This is a genomic window from Streptomyces sp. NBC_01352 (assembly GCF_036237295.1).
GTDB lineage: Bacteria > Actinomycetota > Actinomycetes > Streptomycetales > Streptomycetaceae > Streptomyces > Streptomyces plumbiresistens.
Genome location: NZ_CP108354.1, coordinates 10,490,621 through 10,512,151, shown reverse-complemented (window position 1 = coordinate 10,512,151; position 21,531 = coordinate 10,490,621). Strand labels below are relative to the sequence as shown.

The window sequence follows — 21,531 nt, the reverse complement described above, 5'->3', positions numbered from 1 at the left end:
GGCACTGTGCTTTCGTCCTTCACGTGCACTCATCGAGCAGGAGAACCGGCCCGTCTGAGCTCAGGTCAACGGTGCGGACCTGTGCGCACAGCGCGGGTCAGAACACTTCTCAGAATCGCTTCACCACCGGGCTAAAGCCCGGTGCAATGCGCTCAGACCCGGTGGCGCCGACCGGCGGCACGGCGCGGGCCCGGGCCACGTAGGGCCGGGAGACGACGGTGACGGCCAGGGAGACCGCGGCAAGGACGGTCACCGCGGTGCCGGGAGTGAGGTACTGGGCGACGCCGCCGGCGATCGCGGCACCGACGCCCTGCCAGGTCATCCGGCCGGCGGACTCGACGCCCTGGACCTGGCCACGGACCGCATCCGGAGTCAGCGCGAGAAGCTGCTCCTGCAGGGGCAGGGTGGCGGCGTATCCCGCACTGGCGACGAACACCGCGGCCGTCGCCACCAGCATGGGCGGACCGAGAGCGAACACCAGGTACGGGGCGGCGAGCAGCAACCGCAGGGCGAACGCGCAGCGGTGTCTTTGGTCGGCGGTGAGCAGTCGTCCGACGGCCAGGTCCCCGAGGAGCATGCCCGCCGATCCGGCGGCCAGGAGAGCACCGGCGTGCCCCGGGGCGTAGGAGAGGAACAGAGCCGCACAGCCGACGATCAGTCCGTTGGGCACCCACAGGTTCAGCAGCAGTGCCCGCCGGCCGGGGTGGGAGAAGAGCACGATGTTCGTCGTCCAGGTCTGCCGCAGTCCGGGGCGACGGGTCGGACGGATCGAGTGCTCCCGAACGGTCGTCGCCACCACGACCGACCCGAGTCCGGTCAGGGCCGCGGCGACGAGGAAGACCTCGTGCGGGCCGAGGTGCCGCAGCAGCACGGCGCCGATGGCATAGCCGAGGATGGCCGTGCCTCCCGACGTGATGTTCATGAGCGAACGTGCCGCCGCATAGCTGGAGGTAGGTACGACCTCGGCGAGCAACCCCATCCGCGTGCCCGTGCCCAGGGACTGGAAGAAGCCCAGCACCAGGAGCAGACCGAACCGGGCGGCCAACGGCAGCCCCGGAACCGCCTGCGCGGCGACGCCCACCAGTGAGACCCCCTGAAGCGCGACGAGGGTCCGGCGAGGACGGCGCCCGTCCGCGACCGACATCAGCGTCAAGGCACCGAGCACCGTCGCGAAGGTCGCGCCGTACATGCTCACGGCCGTCAGGAACGGCGAACCGGTCTGGTGGCCGACCAGTGTGCCGAGGGCGAAACCCGACAAGGTGGTCGCGGCGACCGTCAGTGTGAAGCTGATGTACAGGCCTGCGAACTCGCTGGTGCGGAGCAGGACGCGGTAGCTGGAAGGGGGCGGCGCGGCGGGCGCCGACGTGTCGGAAGGCATGAAAAAAGCCTCCGCACGCACCGGTTGGGGGCGCCGAAGGCCAACGCGCTCATTCTAACAGTCGAGACGGGTCCGAGTCGGCCCGTGAGCGGAACGTGCGGCGGTAGGTGTCCGGGGGCACGCCCACGGTGCGGTTGAAGTGACGGCGCAGTGTGGTGGAGGTGCCCATGCCGGTGGCCGTCGCGATGGCGTCGACACCGTCGTCGGTGGTCTCCAGCAACTCCTGGGCACGGCGGATCCGTTGGGTCAGCAGCCACTGCAGCGGGGTGGTGCCGGTGGCCGCCCTGAAGTGGCGGCCCAGGCTGCGTGAGCTCATCCGTGCCTGGCGGGCCAGGTCCTCCACGGTCAGCGGCTGGTCGAGGCGCTCCATCACCCAGGGGAACAGGGCGGCGAGCGGGCGGTCGTCCCGGGCGGGCACCGGGGTGGTGACGAACTGGGCCTGGCCGCCTGCCCGGTGCGGCGCCACGACCAGGCGGCGGGCGACGGCGTTGGCGGTCGCCGAGCCGTGGTCGAGGCGGACGAGGTGCAGGCACAGATCCAGCGCGGCGGCCTTGCCGGCGGAGGTGAGCACGCTGCCGTTGTCGGCGTAGAGCACGTCCGGGTCGACCTGCACCTCGGGGTAGCGGGCGGCCAGGACATCGGTGTGCGCCCAGTGCGTGGTCGCGCGCCTCCCGTCCAGCAGGCCCGCGGCGGCCAGCACGAACGCGCCGGTGCACAGAGAGGCCACGCGCGCGCCCGCCGCGTGGGCCGCGCGCACCGCGTCGACCAGGTCGGCGGGCGGGTCCTCGTCGACGTCCGCCCAGCCGGGGACGATCACGGTGTCGGCGCACCGGAGCCGGTCGAGCCCGGCATCGGGCTCCAGCAGGAACCGGCCGACCCGCACGGCGTCCGCCCCGCAGAGGGCGACGTCGTACCAGGGGGCGGTCACGCCGGCCGGGGCGGAGCCGAACACCTCGTACGCCACGGACAGTTCGAAGTGCAGCATGCCGTCGGTGACGGCCAGCGCGACTGTTGCCATGTCCGGAATTGTACGGGGCATGGCGTTCCAGACACTCACAGCGGACCGCACTCCCTCTGCCAGGATGTGCGCACTAGATCATTTCGAGCAGGGGGAGACGTCATGGGATCAGGGCACAGAGTCGCGGTGTTCGGCGCGTACGGGCACACCGGGCGGTTCGTGGTGGCGCAGCTGCGGGATCGCGGGTTCGTCCCGGTTCTCTCCGGCCGCGACGCCGACAAGCTGCGGGCGCTGGCGGCGTCCGAGCCGGGCCTCGACGCCCGGCCGGCGTCCGTCGACGATCCGGCCTCGCTCGACCGCGCACTGGCCGGCACGTCGGCGGTGATCAACTGTGCCGGGCCCTTCGGCACGACCGCCGCGCCCGTGATCGAGGCGGCACTGCGCGCCCGGATCCCGTACGTGGATGTGGCGGCCGAGATCGAGGCCAATGCCGACACGTTCGCGCACTTCGCGGACCGTGCCCGCGCCGCGGGAGCGGTGATCGTCCCCGCGATGGCCTTCTACGGCGGCCTCGGCGACCTGTTGGCCACCGCGGCGATGGGCGACTGGACGACGGCCGACGATGCGCACATCGCGTACGGGCTGAACAGTTGGCACCCCACCGCCGGGACACGCGCCGCGAGCAAGGCCGTCCAGGAGCGGCGCAACGGCCGCCGGGTCCGCTACACGAACGGGCGGCTGGAGTACCACACCGACGACCTGCCCACCCTGGAGTGGCCCTTCCCGGAGCCGATGGGCACGCGGTCCGTCCTCGGGGAGTTCACGATGGCCGATGTCGTCACCATCCCCAGCCACCTGTCCATCCCCGAGGTGCGCACGTACATGACGGTCGAGGCGGCCAAGGACGTGTCGGCCCCCGACACGCCGACGCCGGCCGCGGTCGACGAGCATGGGCGGTCCGCGCAGACCTTCCTCGTCGACGTCGTCGTGCGCTCCGGCGGCGCCGAACGGCGCGCTGTGGCCAGGGGCCAGGACATCTACGCGGTCACCGCGCCGCTCGCGGTGGAGGCGGTGCACCGCATCCTCGCGGGGCAGACCAAGGCGGTCGGTGTGGCGTCCGCCGGCGAGATCTTCGACGCGCCCGACCTCCTCCGCACACTGTCCGCGCACATTTCCCTGGAAGTGCGGCAGTAGCGGGCAGCCCGCGGCGCCGCACATGCGGCGTCAGCGGGCTCCGGCCGGGCTGTGGTGCGTCTTCGAGGGGGTCGGCCGTGCGCGCACCCATCCGAGCAGCACCACCGAGCACACCGCCGCGAACGCGCACCAGGTCGAGACGAACTCCAGCCGCCACAGCGCCCAGCAGGCCACTGCGCCGACAGCGACCAGAATCCCCAGCACCAGCAGCCGCCGGTCGCCGGACAGCAGCAGCGAGCCCACGGTGGCCAGGAGGTAGCCCGCGACCAGGAGCTCCGGATGGGAGAGGTCGACCGCGTAGCCGACGGTGCGGCCGCGGATCTCGGCCGTCACCGGTCCGGTGGCAAGGTCGTGGGCAAGCATCGCGGCGGTCGCGGTCCCTACTGCGAGCAGCAGGACCAGCCGTGGCCGGGCGTGCGGCGGGGCGGCGCACAGGACGCCCGCGGGCACCCACAACGCCAGCAGGGGCAGCGCGATGACGGCCCAGAGGACGGTGGCCGGTCCGCTGCCCCCGTCCGAGGCCCAGACCACCGACTCGACGATCTGGTGGGCCCCGAGCAGCAGCGGCAGTGCGGCGAGCGGCAGGTCTCCGACGCTGCGCACCCGCGCCACGCAGGCCGCCCCGACGCCCGCGACGCCGACGCCCGCCACGAGGTCGGCCGTCGCACTCCAACACATCACGCCACCATGAGGTCGACCGTCGTGCGTATTTGTCCTGCTGTGCGGGTCACGCTACGTCGCGCTCTCACCCGACGAGGCGGGTGACACGAGGGCCGCGTCCCAATCCCTCGGGCTCACTGCTGGTGGCGCAGTCCCTCGGCGTCCCTCGGTGGCGGACTGCGGGGAGAGTCGCCCGCGGTGAGGTGTTCCAGGACCTCCACCAGGTCCTGGCATGCCTTTTCCACCGAGCGTCTGGTGTTGCGCTGCTCGGTGATGACGGCCGACAGCAGCAGCGCTGTCAGGGCCATGGAGCCGTTGAACGCCTGGAGTTTGAACATCACTTCCATATGAGACAGCCGTTCGAAGGGACCGTTCTGGTCCGTCGCCGCGATGGTGGCGGCCGTGGAGGCGAGGAGGGCGCACAGAATGCTGCCCGCCAACTGGAAGCGCAGGGCGGCCAGGATCAGCAGCGGATAGACGAGGAACAGCAGGCTGAGGCCGCTGTACGTGGCCAGCGGTACGAGACCGCAGGCGATGAGGGCCAGCCCCGAGGCCTCCTTCCATCGGGCCACCCGCGGTGGCAGGCGGGCCGTGTGGAGCAGCAGCAGGAGGGGAGTGACGATCAGGACACCCATCGCGTCGCCCACCCACCAGGCCAGCCAGACGGGCCAGAAACGGGATGCGTCGAGCTTGTCCAGGAGGACGAGAAGCCCCGCGCCGGCGGTCGCGCTGATCAGCATGCTGACAAGGGCTCCCAGGAACACCAGCGCGACGCCGTCCCGCAGTCGGCTGAGGTCCGTACGGAACCCGACCCGGCGCAGCATGAGGTACGCGCAGACCGGTGCCGCGGTGTTGCCCGCCAGCGTTCCGAGCACAGCGGGCTGCAGTGTGGTGATGGACATGATCACGAACAGCACACCCAGGGTGATGCCGAGCAGGGACCGCAGCCCGAAGATCAGCAGGCAGGCCACCGCGACGCCCGTGGGGGGCCAAATGGGTGTGACCACGGCACCCTGGACGACGAGCTGGCGCACGAGGCCCAGCCGCCCCGCCGCGAAGTAGCAGGCGGCGACCGTCAGCGTCTGGACGGCGAAGAGGGCCGGCCGACGCAGATCCTGGATACCCACCACAGCAGCCATCAGATACCGATGCCGCCCTGCCTGCGAGCCGAGAGACGCGGCCCCGCCCGCCTACCGCCGTACGTCGGGTGCGTCGTGGCCGACGACCAGTACGGCCGCGTCGTCCTCGTGTCCCACCCGCTCGGCTCCCTTGATCACGGCGGCGGCGAGCGAGCCGGCGTCCATGCCCGCCACGGCGGCGATGCCCGCGAGCCGCACCACTTGGTCGAGCCCCTCGTCGACGTTCAGCAGGGGCCCCTCCACCACGCCGTCCGTCAGCAGGACGAACACTCCGCCCGTGCTGAGCCGGTACCGGGTCACCGGGTAGTCCTGCCCCTCCTGGATGCCCAGCGGCGGTCCCCCTTCGTCCTCGGCGATACCTGACTTGCCGTCGGCGGTGGCCCAGACGCAGGGGATGTGTCCCGCCCGGGCGCTCTCCAACACCCCGGTGGACGGGTCGAGCCGCATGAACGTGCAGGTCGCGAACAGGTCGGTGCCGAGGGACAGGAGCAGCTCGTTCGTTCGGGAGAGGAGTTCGCCCGGCTCGCTCGTGACGGAGGCGAGCGCGCGCAGTCCGACCCGGACCTGTCCCATGAAAGCGGCGGCCTCGATGTTGTGGCCCTGCACATCACCGATGGACAGCCCGATGCACCCGTCGAGCATCCTGAAGGCGTCGTACCAGTCGCCCCCTACGTTGAGACCGTGAAAGGCGGGCGAGTACTGGACGGCCAGGTGGAACCCGGGGGCGACAGGCAGGTCTCCGGGAAGCATGCCGCGCTGCAGGGCGACGGCCAGCTCGACCAGGGACCGCTGGAGCTCGGCCCGCTCACGCGCCTGAGCGGTCAGCGTCCCGAGCCGGGCGAGCAGTTCGTCACCGTCGTCGGTTGAGGGCTTGCGGGACATCGACCACTCCGGAAGGTTAGCGTCCCTATGAGTATAAAAACCTATTTGACCCATTAGGGTGGCTCGGAGCCACTCGGAGCCACTCGGGCCCACCGCGGGCTCGGCGTACGCCGGGACGAGTACGCGCGGTTACTCCCGCCGCCGGACGTCCTCGCCGCTCGCACCCGGCACCGTGTTCCAGGTGAAACTCAGCCGCCCCGCACGCCGGGCCTCCCTCGTCGTCCATGTCGCCGCCTCCGCCGGCTGGCTCGGGCTCACGCTCGGGCTGCTCGCGCTCGGGATCACCGCGACCACCACCGGGTCCGCGGTGACCGTGGAAGCCTCCGTCAGGGCCATGAAGCTCTTCGCCGACTGGCTGCTGCTCCCCCTCGCGTTCCTGACCCTCCTCAGCGGCCTGGTGCTCGCCCTGGGCACCTCGTGGGGACTGGCGAAGCACCGCTGGGTCTGCACGAAGTTCTGGCTCACCCTGGCCACGACCACCGCCACGGTCTTCGCTTTGCGTCCCGGGGTGAACTCCGCGGTCTCGGCCGTCGCCGCTGGCGGGCCGCTGCCCGATGCCGGCGACGTCCTGTTCGGGCCGGTCGTCTCGCTGTCCGCCTACCTCTTCATGACGGTGCTCTCGATCCTCAAGCCCTGGGGCCTGACACGTCGTGGCCGGAACCTGCGTACGCCGGCCCGCACGCCCGCCGGGTCCGTGCCCCGTGACGCGGGTCAGATGTCCGCCACCAGGAGCCGGTAGCCGACATCGATGGCGTCGAGGGCCAGCAGCTCGGCGTGGCGCTCGTGCCAGCGGCCCGTGGCCAGGTCGTCGGCGAGTGCCGCCAGGCCGGGTGCGAGGGCGTCCTCTCCGGTCTGGGCGAGCATGGAGATACCGGCCCGCACCTGTGGGTCGAGGTAGGCACGAGGGCGCCGCCAGTACGCCGCACCGAACCCGTCCGTGCAGTCGTGCGGGACGGGGACGGTTTCCTGACGTGCCCCGCCGAGCAGGGCGGCCAACCGGTCGATCGGGACGGCACGGGTGTCGTCGAAGGCGGCGGCGCGCGGGAGATAGTCGCGTACGAGCCAGAACCGCTCGCGGAAGATCCGCTGGTCCCACGTCAGGACGACGACGCGGCGCCGCGCGACCCGGCGGAGTTCGGCGATTCCGGCCGCCAGGTCGGTCCAGTGGTGGATGGTGAGCAGCGCCATGACGGCGTCGGCGGCGTTGTCGCACAGCGGGAGGCGCTCGGCGACCGCGCGTACGGCCGGCGCGGAACGGGGCGGGCGCTGGGCGAGCATGACTTGACTGGGCTCGACCGCGAGGACCGTACGCGGCGGCTCGTAGGAGCCGGTACCCGCTCCTACGTTGACCACGTCGGCGGCGTCTGCGAGCGCGGCGTGGAGCTGCGCGGCGATCCTCGGATCCGGCAGCCGGGTCCGGCCGTACGAGGCGCCGAGCGTGTCGTAGATGGCCATGCCTGTCAGTATGCAGCCGGGCCCCGGCACCGGGGCGCTTCGTGTGAGGCTGTACCTCTTCCCTCCGTCCCCAATTGGCGCGCATGTCACAGGCGTTGACCAGGATCTGACACAACAGCACAATGAGGGCGCGCGTTTGAGAGCGCTCTCAGTGCCTCCATGTCATTCGCCCCACACCTTCGAGGAGACCAATGACCGGCAGCCCAGGCCCGGGACTCAGCCGCCGTGCGCTCATCGGGACCGGGCTCGGTGTCGGTGCCGCGGTCTTCACCGCGGCCGGCTCCGGCGCGGCCCTGGCCGCGGAAGGCTCGTCCGTTGGCGCCGGCTCCGCACAGCGCCGGGCGTACGCCTTCCTCGCCGCCGCCATGGACGCCTATCCGGACCACGGCACCGTCCGGCTGGCCCAGAGCTACACCGACCAGGCCGGTCTGTTCAGCACGGCGTTCACGTACGACAACGCCCTGGTGATCCTGGCCGAGCTCGCCTCCCGCACCGCGGGCGGCCGCTCCAGAGCCGTGGCCCTCGGCGACGCGCTTCTCTACGCCCAGGCCCATGACCCCGTGTACGACGACGGCAGGCTGCGCCAGGCCTACAACGTCGGGCCGTACACCTTCTACGACGGTTCACCGCAGCCGGACGGCTTCGTGCGAGCGGACGGTACGGCCAACGTCGGCACGCAGTTCGGCTTCACCGGCACGGCCGTGGGTGACATGGCCTGGGCCGCCGTCGCGCTGGGCGCGCTCGCCCGCCGGACCGGACAGCGCCGCTTCCTCACGGGTGCCGTGCGGATCGGTGAGTGGATCGAGCGGGTCGGCCGCACCGACGAACCCCTCGGCGGCTACAAGTTCGGGGTCAACGGGGCCGACGAGAAACTGCCCTTCACCTCGACCGAGCACAACACGGACCTGATCGGCCTCTTCGGACAGCTCGCCCGGCTCACCGGGGATTCGGTGTGGCTGCAGCGGCGGGCGCGTGCCGAAGCCTTCGTCATGAAGATGTGGGAGCCGTCCGGGGGCTTCTTCTACACCGGCACCAACGACGGTGTGACGATCAACAAGTCGCCGATCCCCGAGGACACCCAGACCTGGACCCAGCTCGCCCTGTCCTCCCCCGCCCATTCCGTGTCGCTGGACTGGGCCGCGAGCGAACTGGCCGTTCTGGACACGGCCGACCGGCCCAACAGTTCGGTTCCCGCGGGCCAGTCCTACGAAGGCGTCACCTTCAGCTCGGCCGCCCTCCTGGCGAACGAGGACGCCCCGATCGCGGAGGGCCAGCCCAAGCCGGACCGCAACGGCGTGTGGTTCGAGGGGACGGCCCACCTAGCACTCGCCCTGCGGAACCGGCACACCCGCGGAGACGAGACACGCGCCCGGCGGCTGATCGCCTCCATCGAGCGGGCCCAGGATCTCCTGGGCGGCGACCAGACCATCGGGAGCAAGGCGGTTGCCGAGAGGTCCGGAGTCGTCTCGGCGAGCAGCCCGCTCGACACCGGCTTCGGGTTCGGCTACTACCCCTACCGGCACGCGGGGGCCACGGCCTGGTACCTGCTGGCGGCGACACGCACCAACCCGCTGCGCGCCTGAACGGAACAGGGGCGCAGTAGCACGACTGCCGAAATGTCCCGATGCGCGTAGCACGTCCCGGCTTCCTACCGGACTCTTACTCGTCCCCCAACTCCCCTTCTGAGCTGCCCATTTGACCGGCCACCGGGACCTGGGTGCCGCGAGATCCCATCGAGGGACCATCGTCATGGCTACTTAGGTTTGCCTACACTCAGCCCGCCCTGGAACGTGATCCTTCCGGGGCGTGCCTGAGAGGAGTTCCCCGGTGTGGGACAACGCGCTCCCGAGCTTCCTGATCGGCCTGCGTGAGGGCCTGGAAGCCGGCCTGGTCGTCTCTGTTCTGGTGGCCACCCTCGTCCGCTCCGGCCACCGCTCCCGGCTGCCGCACGTGTGGACCGGGGTGCTCGCCGCGGTGGGGCTGTCGATGGGGTTCGGCGCGGTGCTGACGTTCACCTCGGCCGGCCTGTCCGGGCAGGCGCAGGAGGCGTTCGGCGGTTCGCTCAGCGTGGTCGCGGTCGCCTTCGTCACCGCCATGGTGTTCTGGATGCGCCGGTCGGCGCGGAGTTTCTCCGGTGAGATCAAGGAGAAGGTCACCGCGGCACTGGGCATGGGCTCGGGCGTGCTGGTCGTCACCTCGTTCCTCGCCGTCGGCCGCGAGGGGCTGGAGACCGCCCTGTTCCTGTGGACCACGGGACAGACGGCCGGCGAGTCCGCCGGCCCGCTCGTCGGTGCGGGGGCGGGCCTGCTGCTGGCCACCGTCGTCTGCTGGGGCCTGTACCGGCGGGTGCTGCACCTCAACCTGACCCGGTTCTTCACCTACACCGGTGCCGCACTGATCGTGATCGCGTCCGGGGTGCTCGGCTACGGGTTGCGCGATCTACAGGAGGGCGGAGTGCTGCCGGGGGCGACGACGTACGCCTTCGACCTGTCGGCCGGCATCGATTCCGGCTCCTGGTACGCCACCTTGCTCAGCGGCACACTCAACCTGACGCCGCAGATGACGTGGCTTCAGGTGATGGCCTACGGCGCGTATCTCGCCGTGGTGATGACGCTGTTCGTCCGCGGAGTGCGCGGCACGGACGCGCCCGTCGCCGCCCGGCCCGTACCGGCGGCGTCGGCCACCTCCGCGTCCGTAGCCGAACCGGCCGCCCCACGTCCCGCCGCCGCCTGCGGGCGACGCCTGCCCCGATGGGTCCTGCCGGTGGCCGCGCTCGCCGCTCCCTCGCTGATCGCGGGCGTCCTGGTGGCGGTCGGCGACGCGAAGCCCGCCTCCGCGGCCACCGTCACCGTCTCCGCCGCGCACTGCGGCAAGGGATTCACCACGCCCAAGCCCGGGCGGCAGTCCTTCCAGGTACGCAACAGCGGCAGCCGTACCGTCGAGGCGTACCTGATCGACCCGGCCACGGCGGCCGTCTACGGCGAGGCCGAGGGCATCGCGCCCGGCACGACCCGCACCCTGATCGCCACGATCGGCGGCGGGAGTTACGCCTGGCGCTGCGTGCCGACCAGCGGGCAGGCCGTCACCTCCGCGGCGGTCCGGGTCACGGGCGGCGGCACGGTGAGAGCAGTACTGCCCGTCTCCGAGAAGGATCTCGCCGCCCCGCTCGCCGCCTACCGTGCCTACGTACAAAGGGGTCTGGCCCTCCTGCTGACTAAAACCCGGACCCTGCAAGACGACATCGAGGCCGGCCGGCTCGACCGGGCGCGCAAGGACTGGCTGCCCGCACACGAGCAGTACGCCTCGCTCGGCGCCGCCTACGGCACGTTCGGGGACTTCGACGCGGAGATCAACGGGACGACGGCCGGACTGCCCGACGGGGTGAAGGACTCCGGCTTCACCGGTTTCCACCGGGTCGAGTACGGCCTGTGGCACGGCGAGCCGGCCGGCTCGCTCGCCCGGGCCGCGCGGCAGCTCACCGCCGACGTCGCCGCCCTGCGGAAGGACTTCCCCCACCAGGACTTCGACCCGGGCGACCTGCCGCTGCGCACCCACGAGATCCTGGAGGGCACCCTCCAGCAGGAGCTGACCGGTGCCACCGAATACGGCAGTGGCACGGGCCTGGCGACCGCCGAGGCCAACATCAAGGGCACCCGGGAACTTCTCGGCCTCCTGCGCCCCCTGATCGACAAGCGTGACCCCAAGGTCTCCCCCTCGGTGGGCAGTTGGCTGCGTCGCACCGAGCGGCTGCTGCTCTCCGCCCGCCGCGGTGACGGGAGGTGGACGCCGGTCGGTGAACTCCCCGCCGCCACCCGCCAGAAGCTCGACGGCGCCATGGGCCAACTGCTGGAGGAACTCGCCCCGATTCCCGACCTGTTGGAGATCCGCAAGTCAGCCTGAACACCCTTGCGCCTCACCACCGCCGCACTGCCGCACTCCGCACCACCTGGAAAGGACCATCCCGATGACGCCCCAGCAGCCGGGCCCCGAAGAAGGTCACGAGGGTGTCTGCCCCGCGGGCCGTCGTACGTTCGTCAGGACCGCACTCGGAATCGGCGCGGCCGGAGCGGCACTGGCCGGAGCCGGGTTCGCCGGTGCGGAGCTCACCGGCGGGCGGGCCGACGCGGCGGAAGGCGTCACCACGGACGACGGCAAGGTGCCGTTCCACGGCGTCCACCAGGCCGGGATCACCACCCCTCAGCAGACCGCCGCCGCCTTCGTCTCCTTCGACGTCGTCGCCGACGACCGCGCCGAACTCACCGACCTGCTGCGCACCCTCACCGCCCGGGCCCGGTTCCTGACTGCCGGCGGCACCCCCGCGGACCTGGGCGTGGGCGCGCCGCCCTCCGACAGCGGCATCCTCGGCCCGGACCTCCCGGCCGACGGTCTGACCGTCACCGCGGGCCTGGGTTCCTCGCTCTTCGACGACCGCTACGGTCTCGCCGCCGCCAAGCCACGCCGCCTCACGCCGATGCGCACGTTCCCCAACGACGACCTCGACGCGGCCGAGTGCCACGGCGACCTGTCCCTCCAGATCTGCGCGGGCCACTCGGACACCGTGCTGCACGCGTTGCGTGACATCGCCCGGCACACCCGCGGCGCCCTGCAGGTCAAGTGGCGTATCGACGGCTTCCAGAACCCCTCACGTCCGTCCGGCACCCAGCGCAACCTCCTCGGCTTCAAGGACGGCATCGTCAACCCCGACACCTCCTCCGCCCGGGAGATGAACAAGCTGGTCTGGGTCACCGAGGCGGACGGTGAGCCGTCCTGGACGGTCGGCGGCAGCTACCAGGTGATCCGGATCATCCGGATGCGTGTCGAGTTCTGGGACCGGGTCTCGCTCACCGAACAGGAGCAGATGATCGGCAGGCGGCGGGACACCGGCGCCCCGCTCGACGGCGCCCGGGAGACCGACGCGCCCCGCTACGCCAAGGACCCGCACGGCCGGGCGATCCCGCTCGACGCCCACATCCGCCTCGCCAACCCGCGCACCGCGAAGTCGGACTCCTCACGCATCCTGCGCCGCGGCTACAACTACGACCGCGGCATCGACCAGGTCGGCAACCTCGACATGGGGCTGGTGTTCTGCTGCTACCAGCAGGACGTGGCCCGCCAGTTCGAGGCCACCCAGGAACGGCTCGTCGACGAACCACTGGTCGACTACATCACCCCCACCGGCGGCGGGTACTTCTTCGCCCTCCCCGGCGTACGCGACCGATCCGACTGGCTCGGACGCGCCCTGCTGCACGGGTGAAGCACCGGGACCGGCCGAGGCACGCCCGGGCCGGTCCGCGGTTCGTCGCATCAACGGTCGGCACCACGAAGCCGGCGCGGTCCTGCGCGACGATCAACCCCCTGCTGATTCCCTGTCAGCCTTCCACGCCGGTGGCGCCATGGGCGGATCCGACCGGCTTCGATTCCGGTGAGCCTCGCTGCCGGAGGTAGATCGACAGCACCGCCATCGAGGCGACGGCCAGCAGTTCGGACTGCCAGTTCTGCAGCGTACGGTTCCAGAAGTCCGCGGCGCCCAGGTACTGGGACCAGCTGATCGGGGCCTGGAGCTGCCTCAACTGCTGTTCGTTGTAGGCGGCCACGCCGGTGATCGACTGAACCAGCCAGGACAGCAGGAAGATCGCCCCCATGACCAGCAGCAGGGAGTGCGAATAGACCGCGCGTCGCCATCCGCCGACCCGGGCCCATTCGGGCGCGCCCTCCTTGGCGTACTCGCCGACCAGTTGCTGCTTGTCGGACTCGGTGCCGCCCTTGTGCAGTTCCTTGGACTCCGGGGACCCCCGCTGCACCAGCCAGACGGTCACACCGATGAAGAGGAAGAACTGGAGGTACTCCGACTGCCAGTTCTCCGCCACGTCGACCGCGAAGTCGGACGACGTCAGGTACTCGGCGAGACTGATCGGCCGCAGCTGGTCGGTGACCAACTGGTTGTTGAAGTCGGCGTGCCCGGCGATCGCCTGCCCGGCCAGGGCCAGCAGGAACGTGACGGTGAAGAACAGGCCGAGCCCGTTGTCCCGCACGAAGCCCCGCAGGCCACGGTGCTCGGGGGGTGCGGTCCGGGACGAGTGCTGGGTCATCGCTGCATCAGTCCCACGGCGGCGAGGTAGGCGAGGCCGACCGCGATGATCAGGACGACCGTGGTGAACATGACTCTCATGGCTCACCCGCCGTTGACACGGCACTGGTAGGGCTGTTCCGGCCGCGGGCTGCACCCGGCGGCCACGACCTTCCACCCGGCGGCGAAACGGGAGAGGAACAGCGTGTCCGTGGCGAGCACCGCCCGCGCCTGGTTGCCGTAGACGTCCACCACGCGCACGGCACCATCCGAGGCCAGCGATTCCTCACTCAGCGCCTTCGCGCACGGGCTGCCGGCCGACTGCTCCAACTCCTCCACGGTTCCGGGCGCGAGGGCCGTGCACATACGGCCGTACGCGCCGTCGGCGACCGCCTTCTCGAACGCGACCGCGGCGTCCCGCACCTCGTCGCGCCGCTCCGACACCGTGCCGCATGCGCCCACCGCGCCGGCAAGGACGACGGTGACGGCCACCCGGCACGCTCGTCCGGTCATCCACGCACCTCCGCACCGACACGCCACCCCGGCCTGCCACCGGCAGTAGACAGCAGGGAACAGCCCCTGAACGACTTCCACGCCCACCGTTACCCCACCCGGCCGACCTGGCCGTCTCAGTGGCGAACAAGGTGGTTTACATCCCCGAGAATTGGTGAGGCGCGCGGAATGCTGTCTTCCCCCACAACAGCCTTGACTCCAGTCACACGCGTCGAGAGCGCCCCCACGCCGACGAAGCAGCGCGACTCGTTCTTCGACAACGCCAAGTACCTGGCGATCGTGCTGGTGGCGATGGGGCACGCCTGGGAGCCGCTGCGATCCGACAGCCGCACCGTCACCGCGCTCTACACGCTCGTCTACGCGTTCCACATGCCGGCGTTCATCGTCATCTCCGGTTACTTCTCGCGTGGCTTCGACGCGAGCCCGGAGAAGATCAAGCGCCTGATCACCGGCGTGGTCGTCCCCTACGTCGTCTTCGAGACTGCGTACACGCTCTTCACGCGGTGGACCGACAACGTTCCGGACCGGCCGGTCAGCCTGCTGGACCCGCTCTATCTGACGTGGTTCCTGGCGGCGCTGTTCATCTGGCGGCTGACCACGCCCCTTTGGAAGAGCGTGCGCCATCCGCTGCCGCTGGCGCTCGGCATCGCGGCGCTGGCGACGCTGTCGCCGTCCATCGGCAGCGACCTCGACCTGCAGCGCACTCTGCAGTTCCTGCCGTACTTCGTGCTCGGTCTGTGCCTGAAGCCCGAGCACTTCCGGCTGGTACGGCGACGTGCGGCACGCGTCCTGGCCGTGCCGGTCTTCGCGTGCGCTCTCGCCATGGCTTACTGGGCCGTCCCGCGGATGGACTACGCCTGGTTCTTCCACCGTGCCAGCGCCCAGGAACTCGGTGTGCCCGCATGGTACGGGCCCCTCATGACGCTGGCCCTCTTCGGCTGCTCCCTGACTCTGGTCGCCTGTTTCCTCGCCTGGGTGCCCGGGCGCCGGACGTGGTTCACCGCGCTGGGCGCGGGCACGCTGTACGGCTATCTGCTGCACGGCTTCGTCGTCCAGGCCGCCAATCACTGGCACTGGTCCCGCCTCGACTGGACCCACCGGCCGCTCGGCGCGATCGCCGTCACCCTCATCGCCGGCGCGGTCGTCACCGCGCTGTGCACCCCGCCCGTCCGTCGGGTCTTCCGGTGCGTGATGGAGCCGACGATGGCGTGGGCGTTCCGGCGGGATCCGAACGCAGAGGGCGCCCGGGCCCGCGCCGGGCTGGGGTGATCACACCGTGCCCGTCCTCACCTCCACGGAGAGGTCGTTGTCGACCGTGTAGTAGGGGCGCAGGACGGCGCCGTCGACCGTGGCCGTCGGGTAGACGTACACACCCTTGCGGTCCGCCACGTCGTCCAGGAGTCGGGCGATCCGGATGGCAGGTGCGTCTGCGGCGGGCTCGACGAAGGCGTTCCAGACGCCGCTTTCGGTGCCCGTCGCTGCGGCCAGCTCGCCGTGGTCGACCGTGAAGGAGAAGCCTCGGCCGTCCTGTGCGACCTTCGGCTGGAGGGTGAGGACGGTGCCGCTGCTGCCCCGTCGGCGCAGGCGCACGACGGCGCCCTCCTGGAACGTGGCGCCGTGCAGACGTGCGTCGACGGTCATCGACCGGTCGGTGAGATCTAGGGTACCGACCTCCGCGTGAGCGGGGCGCAGCCAGGCCCGTACGGCGAGATAGCCGTCCTGGGTGGAGTACGGAATCCGGACGGCCAGCGGAGTCTGCCGGTCATGCGGGTGTCCGTCGACGAGGGTCCGCAGGTCGCGCGGGCCCGGACGCAGACGCTGCCGCCCGGAACCCGGTTCCGGGATCAGGTACACGTCCCACCGGCCCTCCGTGAGGGCGGGCTGCGGCCCGAGGACGACGCGTTGGCGACCGTCGTCGACGGGTTCCAGGTCGAGGATGTGGAGGTCCTTTTCGGGCTGTCCCTTCTTCGGGCGCAGCCGCAGCAGCAGCCGCTGCCCCGGGGCCCAGCCCGGCGGGAGGTCGAAGGTGATCCGGCCGTCCGCATCGACCACGCAGGCCACGCGTGGCGGCTCCCTGTGCTGTTCCGCGCTCACCGCTGTCCCTTCCGTACGATGCGCAGCGCGCCGCTGGCCGCGCCGAACGCGGCGTCGCGGGCGGCGAAGCCCTGGCTGACCAGGACACGGCCGGCGCGGGCGCGTTCCCGTGCGGCCGGTCGCCCTGCCTGCCGTGCCGTGACCGCCTCGGCGAGAAGACGTTCGGCCTGCTCGACCACGGGGCCGGGCGCGAATCGCCGTGCGTTCTCCAGGGCCGCGCGGCCCATCCGGCGGCGCCGGTCGTCGTCACGGACGAGGTCCAGCAGGGCAGCGCCCAGCGCGTCGCGGTCCCCGACGGGCACGAGCCGTCCGTCGACCCCGTCCTCGATGATTTCACCGGGTCCATAGGGGCAGTCGGTGCTCACCACCGGCAGGCCGCAGCGCATCGCCTCGACGATCGTCATGCCGAACGGTTCGAAGTTGGAGGCGGCCGCACCGATCGATCCCTTCACCCACTCCGCCTCCATGGGTGCCGCGGCCCCCATCAGGAAGACGTTGTTCCACAGGCGCAGGTCCACGATGAGCTGCCGCAGCCGATCGTGCTCCTCACCCTTGCCGTAGATGCGCAGCTGCCAGTCCGGACGTTCGGCGGCGACCACGGCGAAGGCCTGTATGAGCAGGTCGTACCGTTTCACCGGGACCAGCCGGCCGGCCGCTACGACCACCTTCGCGGTGCCGTCGGCGGCCGGGAGGACGGGATCCGGCACGCTGTTCGGGAGGGCCTCCACCCGCACGCCTGGCAGCCTCATCTTGCGCCGGTAGGCGGCGGCGTCCGCCTCGGTCACCGTGGTGAGGACGTCGAGCCGGCGGTAGGCCCGGCGCAGCGCGTTGCGCAGCCGGGGCGGATGGTTGTCCAGGGTGAGGTGCTCCTGGCCGATGCGTCCGACATGGCGCGGAGTCTGGAGCGCGAGATGGACGTTGAGCCCCGGCCTGGTCCCGATCACCACGTCCGCGTCGATCGTGGCGAGGCATTCACCGATCCGCTGGTCGGTCAACTCGCTGTACTGGCGGTACCGGTACTCGGCCCGCGGGAACACCCTCGCCGGTCTCAGATGTAACGGATGCTCCTTCTCCTGTCTGAGGTCCACCAGAGGCCGCAGCGACACCTTCGGGTCCAGGGTGAAGTTCGGGCGCTCTCGGTGCCGCAGCACGGAGACGATCTCCACCTCGTGCCGCTCGGCCAGTGCGTGGGCCAGATTGAAGGTGGTGGCGATCGTGCCTCCGATCCCGTAGGCGTTGTGGATCAGGAAAGAGATCTTCATGGCGGACTAGACCATGGCAACTGCCCTTACGGTTGCCGCGCGTTACCACTTCGTAGTGAACGTCAGTGCTGCTTGAACTGGCCAAATGGTATGCGGAAGGTGAAAAGGAGTTGCTGCGCGGGGTCCGGCTCGGTCAATGGGCCGAGGACTTTCCCGCCGAAGGCGATCAGGTCATCGCCGCTCTGTTCGCCGAGCGTCCCGAGTGGCCCGGCGAGTACGGCCACCGTCAGGTTCTCGGAGGCGGCGGCCCCGTGGGGCGGGGCCGCCGCCTCCTCCGGGATCAGGCCAGCGGGGCCGGGTAGGTCGGGTACTCCACCCCGGAGACGTGCTGGACGACGCGGATGACCTGGCAGGAGTAGCCGAACTCGTTGTCGTACCAGAGGTAGAGGATGGCGTTGTCGCCGTCGACCTTGGTGGCGCCCGCGTCGATGATCGAGGCGTGGCGGGAGCCGATGAAGTCGCTGGAGACCGCGTCGGGGGCCGTGGTGAAGTCGATCTGACGCTTGAGCGGCGAGGTCAGCGAGACGTCGCGGAGGTGGTCGAGGACCTCCTCGCGGTTGGTCTCACGGCCGAGCCGCAGGCTGAGGATCGCGATCGAGACGTCCGGCACCGGGACACGGATCGAGCTGCCGGTGATCGGCGCCTTGAGGTCCGGCAGCGCCTTGGCGACGGCGGAGGCGGCACCGGTCTCGGTGATGACCATGTTGAGCGGCGCGGAGCGGCCACGCCGGTCGGCCTTGTGGTAATTGTCCAGCAGGTTCTGGTCGTTGGTGAACGAGTGGACGGTCTCCACGTGGCCGCGCAGGACGCCGTACTCGTCCGCCATCGCCTTCAGCGGCGGGACGATCGCGTTGGTGGTGCAGGAGGCGCAGGAGATGATCTGCTCCTCCGGCTTGATGGTGTCGTGGTTGACGCCGTGCACGATGTTGGGGACGTCGCCCTTGCCCGGCGCGGTCAGGACGACCTTGTCGACGCCGGGGCGCAGGTGCTGCGACAGGCCCTCGCGGTCGCGCCACTTGCCGGTGTTGTCGATGAGGATGGCGTCCTTGATGCCGTACGCCGTGTAGTCGACCTCCGACGGATCGTTGGCGTAGATCACCTTGATCTCGTTGCCGTTGGCGATGATCGTGCTGTTCGCCTCGTCGACGGTGATCGTGCCCTGGAACTGGCCGTGGATGGAGTCACGGCGCAGCAGCGAGGCGCGCTTGATGATGTCCTGCTCGCCGCCGCCGCGGACGACGACGGCACGCAGCCTGAGGCCGTTGCCGGAGCCGGACTTCTCGATGAGCAGGCGGGCGACGAGGCGGCCGATGCGGCCGAAGCCGTACAGGACGACGTCGCGTCCTTCCCGGCGCTCGATCTTGTTGGCGCCCGTGGCACCGGCGACAGCCTCGGCGGTGAAGGCCGCCACCGACAGCCCTCGGTCGTCGGTCCGGTACGTCGCGGCCAGCATGCCTATGTCGATCTGGGACGGGCCGAGGTCCAGGGTGGTGAGGGCCTGGAGGAACGGCAGGGTCTCGGTGACCGACAGTTCCTCCCCGGCGATCTGCCGGGCGAACCGGTGGGTCTTGAGGATGCTGACCACTGACTTGTTCACCAGGGAACGGCTGTGGAGCAGCACCGTGACGTCCTGCTCCCGGTGCAGCCTCCCGATGATCGGGATCATCGACTCCGCGATCTCCTCGCGGTTCTTCCAGTTGGTGAACGAGTCCTCGTTGACAGTCACAGTTTTCTCTTTCGAGCTAGGTGGCGCTCATATGCTAGTACCCCTCCGTTCTGATCAAGCGGGGGGATCCACCTGCGGCGGCGAGGTGCGGGTGCGTGCTGTCCGGCTGAGCGTGCGCAGTGCCTCGCCGAGTGCCGCCACGCCTTCGGCTATGGCGCCGGGTGCGGTGGCCGCGTAGCCGAGGACGAGGCCTGGGCGGCCGGGGAGTTGGCGGTGCCAGGACAGGGGCTGGCACTTCACGCCCCGGGCGAGCGCGGCGGCGGCCAGATCGGTGTCGGGTACCTGCGGCTCGTACGTGACGGTCAGATGCAGACCGGCCGCGGCGCCGTGCACGGTCGCGCCCGGGAGATGCCGGGCGATGGCGTCGATCATCGCGTCGCGGCGGCGTCGGTGACGGCCGCGCAGCAGGCGCAGATGGCGTTCCAGGTCGCCGGAGTCCATGAGCCGGGCGAGTACCAGCTGGGGCAGGACGGCGTTGCCCAGGTCCGTGAAGCGCTTCGCTTCGGTCAGCGCGTCACGGTAGCGGGGCGGGGGTACCAGCCAGCCGATCCGCAGGGCGGGTGCGAGGAGTTTGGAGACGCTGCCCGCGTAGCAGACGTGGTCGGCCAGCAGGGCGCGCAGTGCGGGTACCGGCGGCCGGTCGTAGCGGTGTTCCGCGTCGTAGTCGTCCTCGATGATCAGTCCGCCGTCCTCGGCCCAGCGCAGGAGGTCGCGGCGGCGCTCACCGCTCATGACCACGCCGGTGGGGAACTGGTGGGCGGGGGTGAGCAACGCCGCGCGGGCGCCGGTGGCGCGCAGTGCGTCCACGCGGATGCCGTCGTCGTCGACCGGTACCGGTGGGGTGGCGAGGGCTCCGTTCGCCAGGTGCTGGCGGGTGCCTAGCGAGCCCGGGTCCTCCACCGCGACGCTGTCGATGCCTGCCGCCCGCAGCACGGGGTGCAGCAGGGTGAGCGCCTGCGCGGTGCCGGCGACGATCAGTACCTCGTCCGGTTCCACCCGGATGCCCCGGCTGCGGGCCAGCCAGCCGGCCACGGCCCGGCGCAGTTGTGGGGCGCCACGCGGGTCGCCGTAACCGAGCTGCTCGGCGGACAGGCCGGTGAGTACGGCCCGCTCCGCGCGCAGCCAGGCGGTGCGGGGGAACGCGGCGAGGTCGGGCTGCCCGGGGGTGAAGTCGACGCGGGCGCGGACGGCACGCAGGGCGTCGAAGACCTCGGCGCCGGGCTCGCCGACGAAGAGCGTGCCCGGTGCGGAGTCGTCGATGGAACCGGCGTGGCCGGTGGGGGACGCGGGCGGCGGCAGGGCGGGGGCCGCGACCACCACCGTCCCTCCGCGCCGGCGTCCCTCGACGTGACCGTCCTCGGTGAGCCGCCGGTAGGCCTCGGTGACCACCCCGCGGGAGACCCGCAGCTCGCCGGCGAGCACGCGGGTGGGCGGCAGCCGGCTTCCCACCGCGAGCCGACCGTCGGCTATCGCCTGGCGCAGCCGCCGAGCCAGCCAGTCGGCCTTGCCGGAACCTGATGCGTCACCGGCATCGAGCTGGAGGAAGTCGGAACCGTAGGGCGGTGGGTCGGGGTCTGGCTGCGGGGCTTTGGCGGAACCGTAGGGCGGTGGGTCGGGGTCTGGCTGCGGGGCTGCGCCGGACCCGTAGAGCGGTCGGTCCGGGCGTGACTGCGGGACTTCGCCAGGCCCGTAGAGCGGTCGGTCCGGGCGTGACTGCGGGACTTCGCCAGGCCCGTAGAGCAGTCGGTCCGGGCGTGACTGCGGGACTTCGCCAGGCCCGTAGAGCAGTCGGTCCTGGTCTGGCTGCGGGGCTGCGCCGGACCCGTAGAGCAGTCGGTCCGGGCGTGACTGCGGGACTTCGCCAGGCCCGTAGAGCAGTCGGTCCGGGCGTGACTGCGGGACTTCGCCAGGCCCGTAGAGCAGTCGGTCCGGGTCTGGCTGCGGGACTTCGCCAGGCCCGTAGAGCGGTCGGTCCGGGTCTGGCTGCGGGACTTCGCCAGGCCCGTAGAGCGGTCGGTCCGGGCGTGACTGCGGGACTTCGCCAGGCCCGTAGAGCGGTCGGTCCTGGTCTGGCTGCGGGGCTGCGCCGGACCCGTAGAGCGGCAGGCCGGGGTCTGACGGCGGGACTCTGCCGGAGCCGCGGGACGTGGAGCCGCCGTCCGCCGACGGTGCCTCGTCGGAACCGCGAGGCAAGGGGCCGGGG

The 21,531-nt window shown here is 71.1% G+C and carries 19 protein-coding genes; 7 read left to right on the top strand and 12 right to left on the bottom strand.

Annotated features, from left to right (window positions below; genetic code table 11):
• Positions 1–109 precede the first annotated feature (109 nt).
• Together OG252_RS48240 and OG252_RS48235 are read right to left on the bottom strand one after the other, a co-directional pair.
• On the bottom strand, positions 110–1,378 hold the full coding sequence (locus OG252_RS48240) for an MFS transporter (RefSeq protein ID WP_266446225.1): 1,269 nt from the start codon (positions 1,376–1,378) through the stop codon (positions 110–112).
• A gap of 49 nt (positions 1,379–1,427) precedes the next feature.
• On the bottom strand, positions 1,428–2,396 hold the full coding sequence (locus OG252_RS48235) for a helix-turn-helix domain-containing protein (RefSeq protein ID WP_266446223.1): 969 nt from the start codon (positions 2,394–2,396) through the stop codon (positions 1,428–1,430).
• Between the two features lie 102 nt (positions 2,397–2,498).
• Between OG252_RS48235 and OG252_RS48230 the strand changes: the two genes are divergently transcribed.
• The gene (locus tag OG252_RS48230) at positions 2,499–3,530 is read left to right on the top strand and encodes a saccharopine dehydrogenase family protein (RefSeq protein ID WP_329344510.1); all 1,032 of its coding nucleotides are present in this window, start codon (positions 2,499–2,501) and stop codon (positions 3,528–3,530) included.
• A gap of 30 nt (positions 3,531–3,560) precedes the next feature.
• On the opposite strand, the gene OG252_RS48225 is transcribed toward OG252_RS48230, so the two are convergent.
• The 3 genes from OG252_RS48225 to OG252_RS48215 form a co-directional block, all read right to left on the bottom strand.
• Complete coding sequence (locus OG252_RS48225) at positions 3,561–4,208, bottom strand: DUF6629 family protein (protein ID WP_266446219.1); 648 nt, start codon at positions 4,206–4,208, stop codon at positions 3,561–3,563.
• Positions 4,209–4,324: 116 nt separating this feature from the next.
• Positions 4,325–5,329: an MASE1 domain-containing protein gene (locus OG252_RS48220; protein WP_266446217.1), complete on the bottom strand. Its 1,005-nt coding sequence runs from the start codon at positions 5,327–5,329 to the stop codon at positions 4,325–4,327.
• Between the two features lie 51 nt (positions 5,330–5,380).
• On the bottom strand, positions 5,381–6,211 hold the full coding sequence (locus OG252_RS48215) for a PP2C family protein-serine/threonine phosphatase (RefSeq protein ID WP_266446215.1): 831 nt from the start codon (positions 6,209–6,211) through the stop codon (positions 5,381–5,383).
• 181 nt (positions 6,212–6,392) lie between these two features.
• Here OG252_RS48215 and OG252_RS48210 point away from each other — a divergent pair, with 181 nt between their 5' ends.
• Entirely contained in the window at positions 6,393–6,950 is a 558-nt protein-coding gene (locus OG252_RS48210; RefSeq protein ID WP_266446213.1) for a DUF2269 domain-containing protein, read from the top strand.
• Here the strand turns inward: OG252_RS48210 and OG252_RS48205 are convergent.
• Positions 6,923–7,666: a methyltransferase domain-containing protein gene (locus OG252_RS48205; protein ID WP_266446210.1), complete on the bottom strand. Its 744-nt coding sequence runs from the start codon at positions 7,664–7,666 to the stop codon at positions 6,923–6,925. The two genes, OG252_RS48210 and OG252_RS48205, sit on opposite strands and share 28 nt — an antisense overlap.
• Before the next feature lie 191 nt (positions 7,667–7,857).
• Between OG252_RS48205 and OG252_RS48200 the strand changes: the two genes are divergently transcribed.
• The 3 genes from OG252_RS48200 (at position 7,858) to efeB (ending at position 12,920) form a co-directional block, all read left to right on the top strand.
• The gene (locus tag OG252_RS48200) at positions 7,858–9,249 is read left to right on the top strand and encodes a Tat pathway signal sequence domain protein (RefSeq protein WP_329344505.1); all 1,392 of its coding nucleotides are present in this window, start codon (positions 7,858–7,860) and stop codon (positions 9,247–9,249) included.
• A gap of 244 nt (positions 9,250–9,493) precedes the next feature.
• Positions 9,494–11,566: an iron uptake transporter permease EfeU gene (efeU, locus tag OG252_RS48195; protein WP_329345400.1), complete on the top strand. Its 2,073-nt coding sequence runs from the start codon at positions 9,494–9,496 to the stop codon at positions 11,564–11,566.
• Positions 11,567–11,630: 64 nt separating this feature from the next.
• On the top strand, positions 11,631–12,920 hold the full coding sequence (gene efeB / locus OG252_RS48190; protein ID WP_329344503.1) for an iron uptake transporter deferrochelatase/peroxidase subunit: 1,290 nt from the start codon (positions 11,631–11,633) through the stop codon (positions 12,918–12,920).
• 115 nt (positions 12,921–13,035) lie between these two features.
• On the opposite strand, the gene OG252_RS48185 is transcribed toward efeB, so the two are convergent.
• Positions 13,036–13,755 (bottom strand): DUF6766 family protein, encoded by a 720-nt coding sequence (locus OG252_RS48185; RefSeq protein ID WP_329344501.1) that lies wholly within the window; start codon positions 13,753–13,755, stop codon positions 13,036–13,038.
• An 83-nt stretch (positions 13,756–13,838) separates the two neighbouring features.
• Entirely contained in the window at positions 13,839–14,246 is a 408-nt protein-coding gene (locus OG252_RS48180) for a hypothetical protein (protein ID WP_329344499.1), read from the bottom strand.
• Between the two features lie 168 nt (positions 14,247–14,414).
• Between OG252_RS48180 and OG252_RS48175 the strand changes: the two genes are divergently transcribed.
• Complete coding sequence (locus tag OG252_RS48175) at positions 14,415–15,515, top strand: acyltransferase family protein (protein ID WP_443068465.1); 1,101 nt, start codon at positions 14,415–14,417, stop codon at positions 15,513–15,515.
• Here OG252_RS48175 and OG252_RS48170 read toward each other — a convergent pair whose 3' ends face one another.
• A complete protein-coding gene (locus tag OG252_RS48170; RefSeq protein ID WP_329344495.1) occupies positions 15,516–16,340 on the bottom strand; it encodes a hypothetical protein in 825 nt (274 codons plus the stop codon).
• Positions 16,337–17,602, bottom strand: a complete 1,266-nt coding sequence (locus OG252_RS48165; RefSeq protein WP_266446195.1) for a glycosyltransferase family 4 protein — start codon at positions 17,600–17,602, stop codon at positions 16,337–16,339. Before OG252_RS48165 ends, OG252_RS48170 begins: the two co-directional genes overlap by 4 nt.
• 65 nt (positions 17,603–17,667) lie before the next feature.
• Between OG252_RS48165 and OG252_RS48160 the strand changes: the two genes are divergently transcribed.
• The gene (locus tag OG252_RS48160; RefSeq protein WP_329344492.1) at positions 17,668–17,904 is read left to right on the top strand and encodes a hypothetical protein; all 237 of its coding nucleotides are present in this window, start codon (positions 17,668–17,670) and stop codon (positions 17,902–17,904) included.
• Here OG252_RS48160 and OG252_RS48155 read toward each other — a convergent pair.
• Together OG252_RS48155 and pdxR are read right to left on the bottom strand one after the other, a co-directional pair.
• A complete protein-coding gene (locus OG252_RS48155) occupies positions 17,883–19,328 on the bottom strand; it encodes a glyceraldehyde-3-phosphate dehydrogenase (protein WP_266446190.1) in 1,446 nt (481 codons plus the stop codon). The two genes, OG252_RS48160 and OG252_RS48155, sit on opposite strands and share 22 nt — an antisense overlap.
• A 54-nt stretch (positions 19,329–19,382) precedes the next feature.
• The gene (pdxR, locus tag OG252_RS48150; RefSeq protein WP_329345398.1) at positions 19,383–20,822 is read right to left on the bottom strand and encodes a MocR-like pyridoxine biosynthesis transcription factor PdxR; all 1,440 of its coding nucleotides are present in this window, start codon (positions 20,820–20,822) and stop codon (positions 19,383–19,385) included.
• Positions 20,823–21,531: the final 709 nt, after the last annotated feature.

What these genes read in the sequence shown, in the direction of transcription:
- OG252_RS48185 (WP_329344501.1), bottom strand. Translation starts at nt 13,755, where the DNA reads ATGACCCAGCACTCGTCCCGGACCGCACCCCCCGAGCACCGTGGCCTG.
- OG252_RS48235 (WP_266446223.1), bottom strand. Translation starts at nt 2,396, where the DNA reads ATGGCAACAGTCGCGCTGGCCGTCACCGACGGCATGCTGCACTTCGAA.
- OG252_RS48240 (WP_266446225.1), bottom strand. Translation starts at nt 1,378, where the DNA reads ATGCCTTCCGACACGTCGGCGCCCGCCGCGCCGCCCCCTTCCAGCTAC.
- OG252_RS48200 (WP_329344505.1), top strand. Translation starts at nt 7,858, where the DNA reads ATGACCGGCAGCCCAGGCCCGGGACTCAGCCGCCGTGCGCTCATCGGG.
- OG252_RS48230 (WP_329344510.1), top strand. Translation starts at nt 2,499, where the DNA reads ATGGGATCAGGGCACAGAGTCGCGGTGTTCGGCGCGTACGGGCACACC.
- OG252_RS48220 (WP_266446217.1), bottom strand. Translation starts at nt 5,329, where the DNA reads ATGGCTGCTGTGGTGGGTATCCAGGATCTGCGTCGGCCGGCCCTCTTC.
- OG252_RS48205 (WP_266446210.1), bottom strand. Translation starts at nt 7,666, where the DNA reads ATGGCCATCTACGACACGCTCGGCGCCTCGTACGGCCGGACCCGGCTG.
- OG252_RS48175 (WP_443068465.1), top strand. Translation starts at nt 14,415, where the DNA reads ATGCTGTCTTCCCCCACAACAGCCTTGACTCCAGTCACACGCGTCGAG.
- efeB (WP_329344503.1), top strand. Translation starts at nt 11,631, where the DNA reads ATGACGCCCCAGCAGCCGGGCCCCGAAGAAGGTCACGAGGGTGTCTGC.
- OG252_RS48215 (WP_266446215.1), bottom strand. Translation starts at nt 6,211, where the DNA reads ATGTCCCGCAAGCCCTCAACCGACGACGGTGACGAACTGCTCGCCCGG.
- OG252_RS48165 (WP_266446195.1), bottom strand. Translation starts at nt 17,602, where the DNA reads ATGAAGATCTCTTTCCTGATCCACAACGCCTACGGGATCGGAGGCACG.
- OG252_RS48180 (WP_329344499.1), bottom strand. Translation starts at nt 14,246, where the DNA reads ATGACCGGACGAGCGTGCCGGGTGGCCGTCACCGTCGTCCTTGCCGGC.
- OG252_RS48225 (WP_266446219.1), bottom strand. Translation starts at nt 4,208, where the DNA reads ATGTGTTGGAGTGCGACGGCCGACCTCGTGGCGGGCGTCGGCGTCGCG.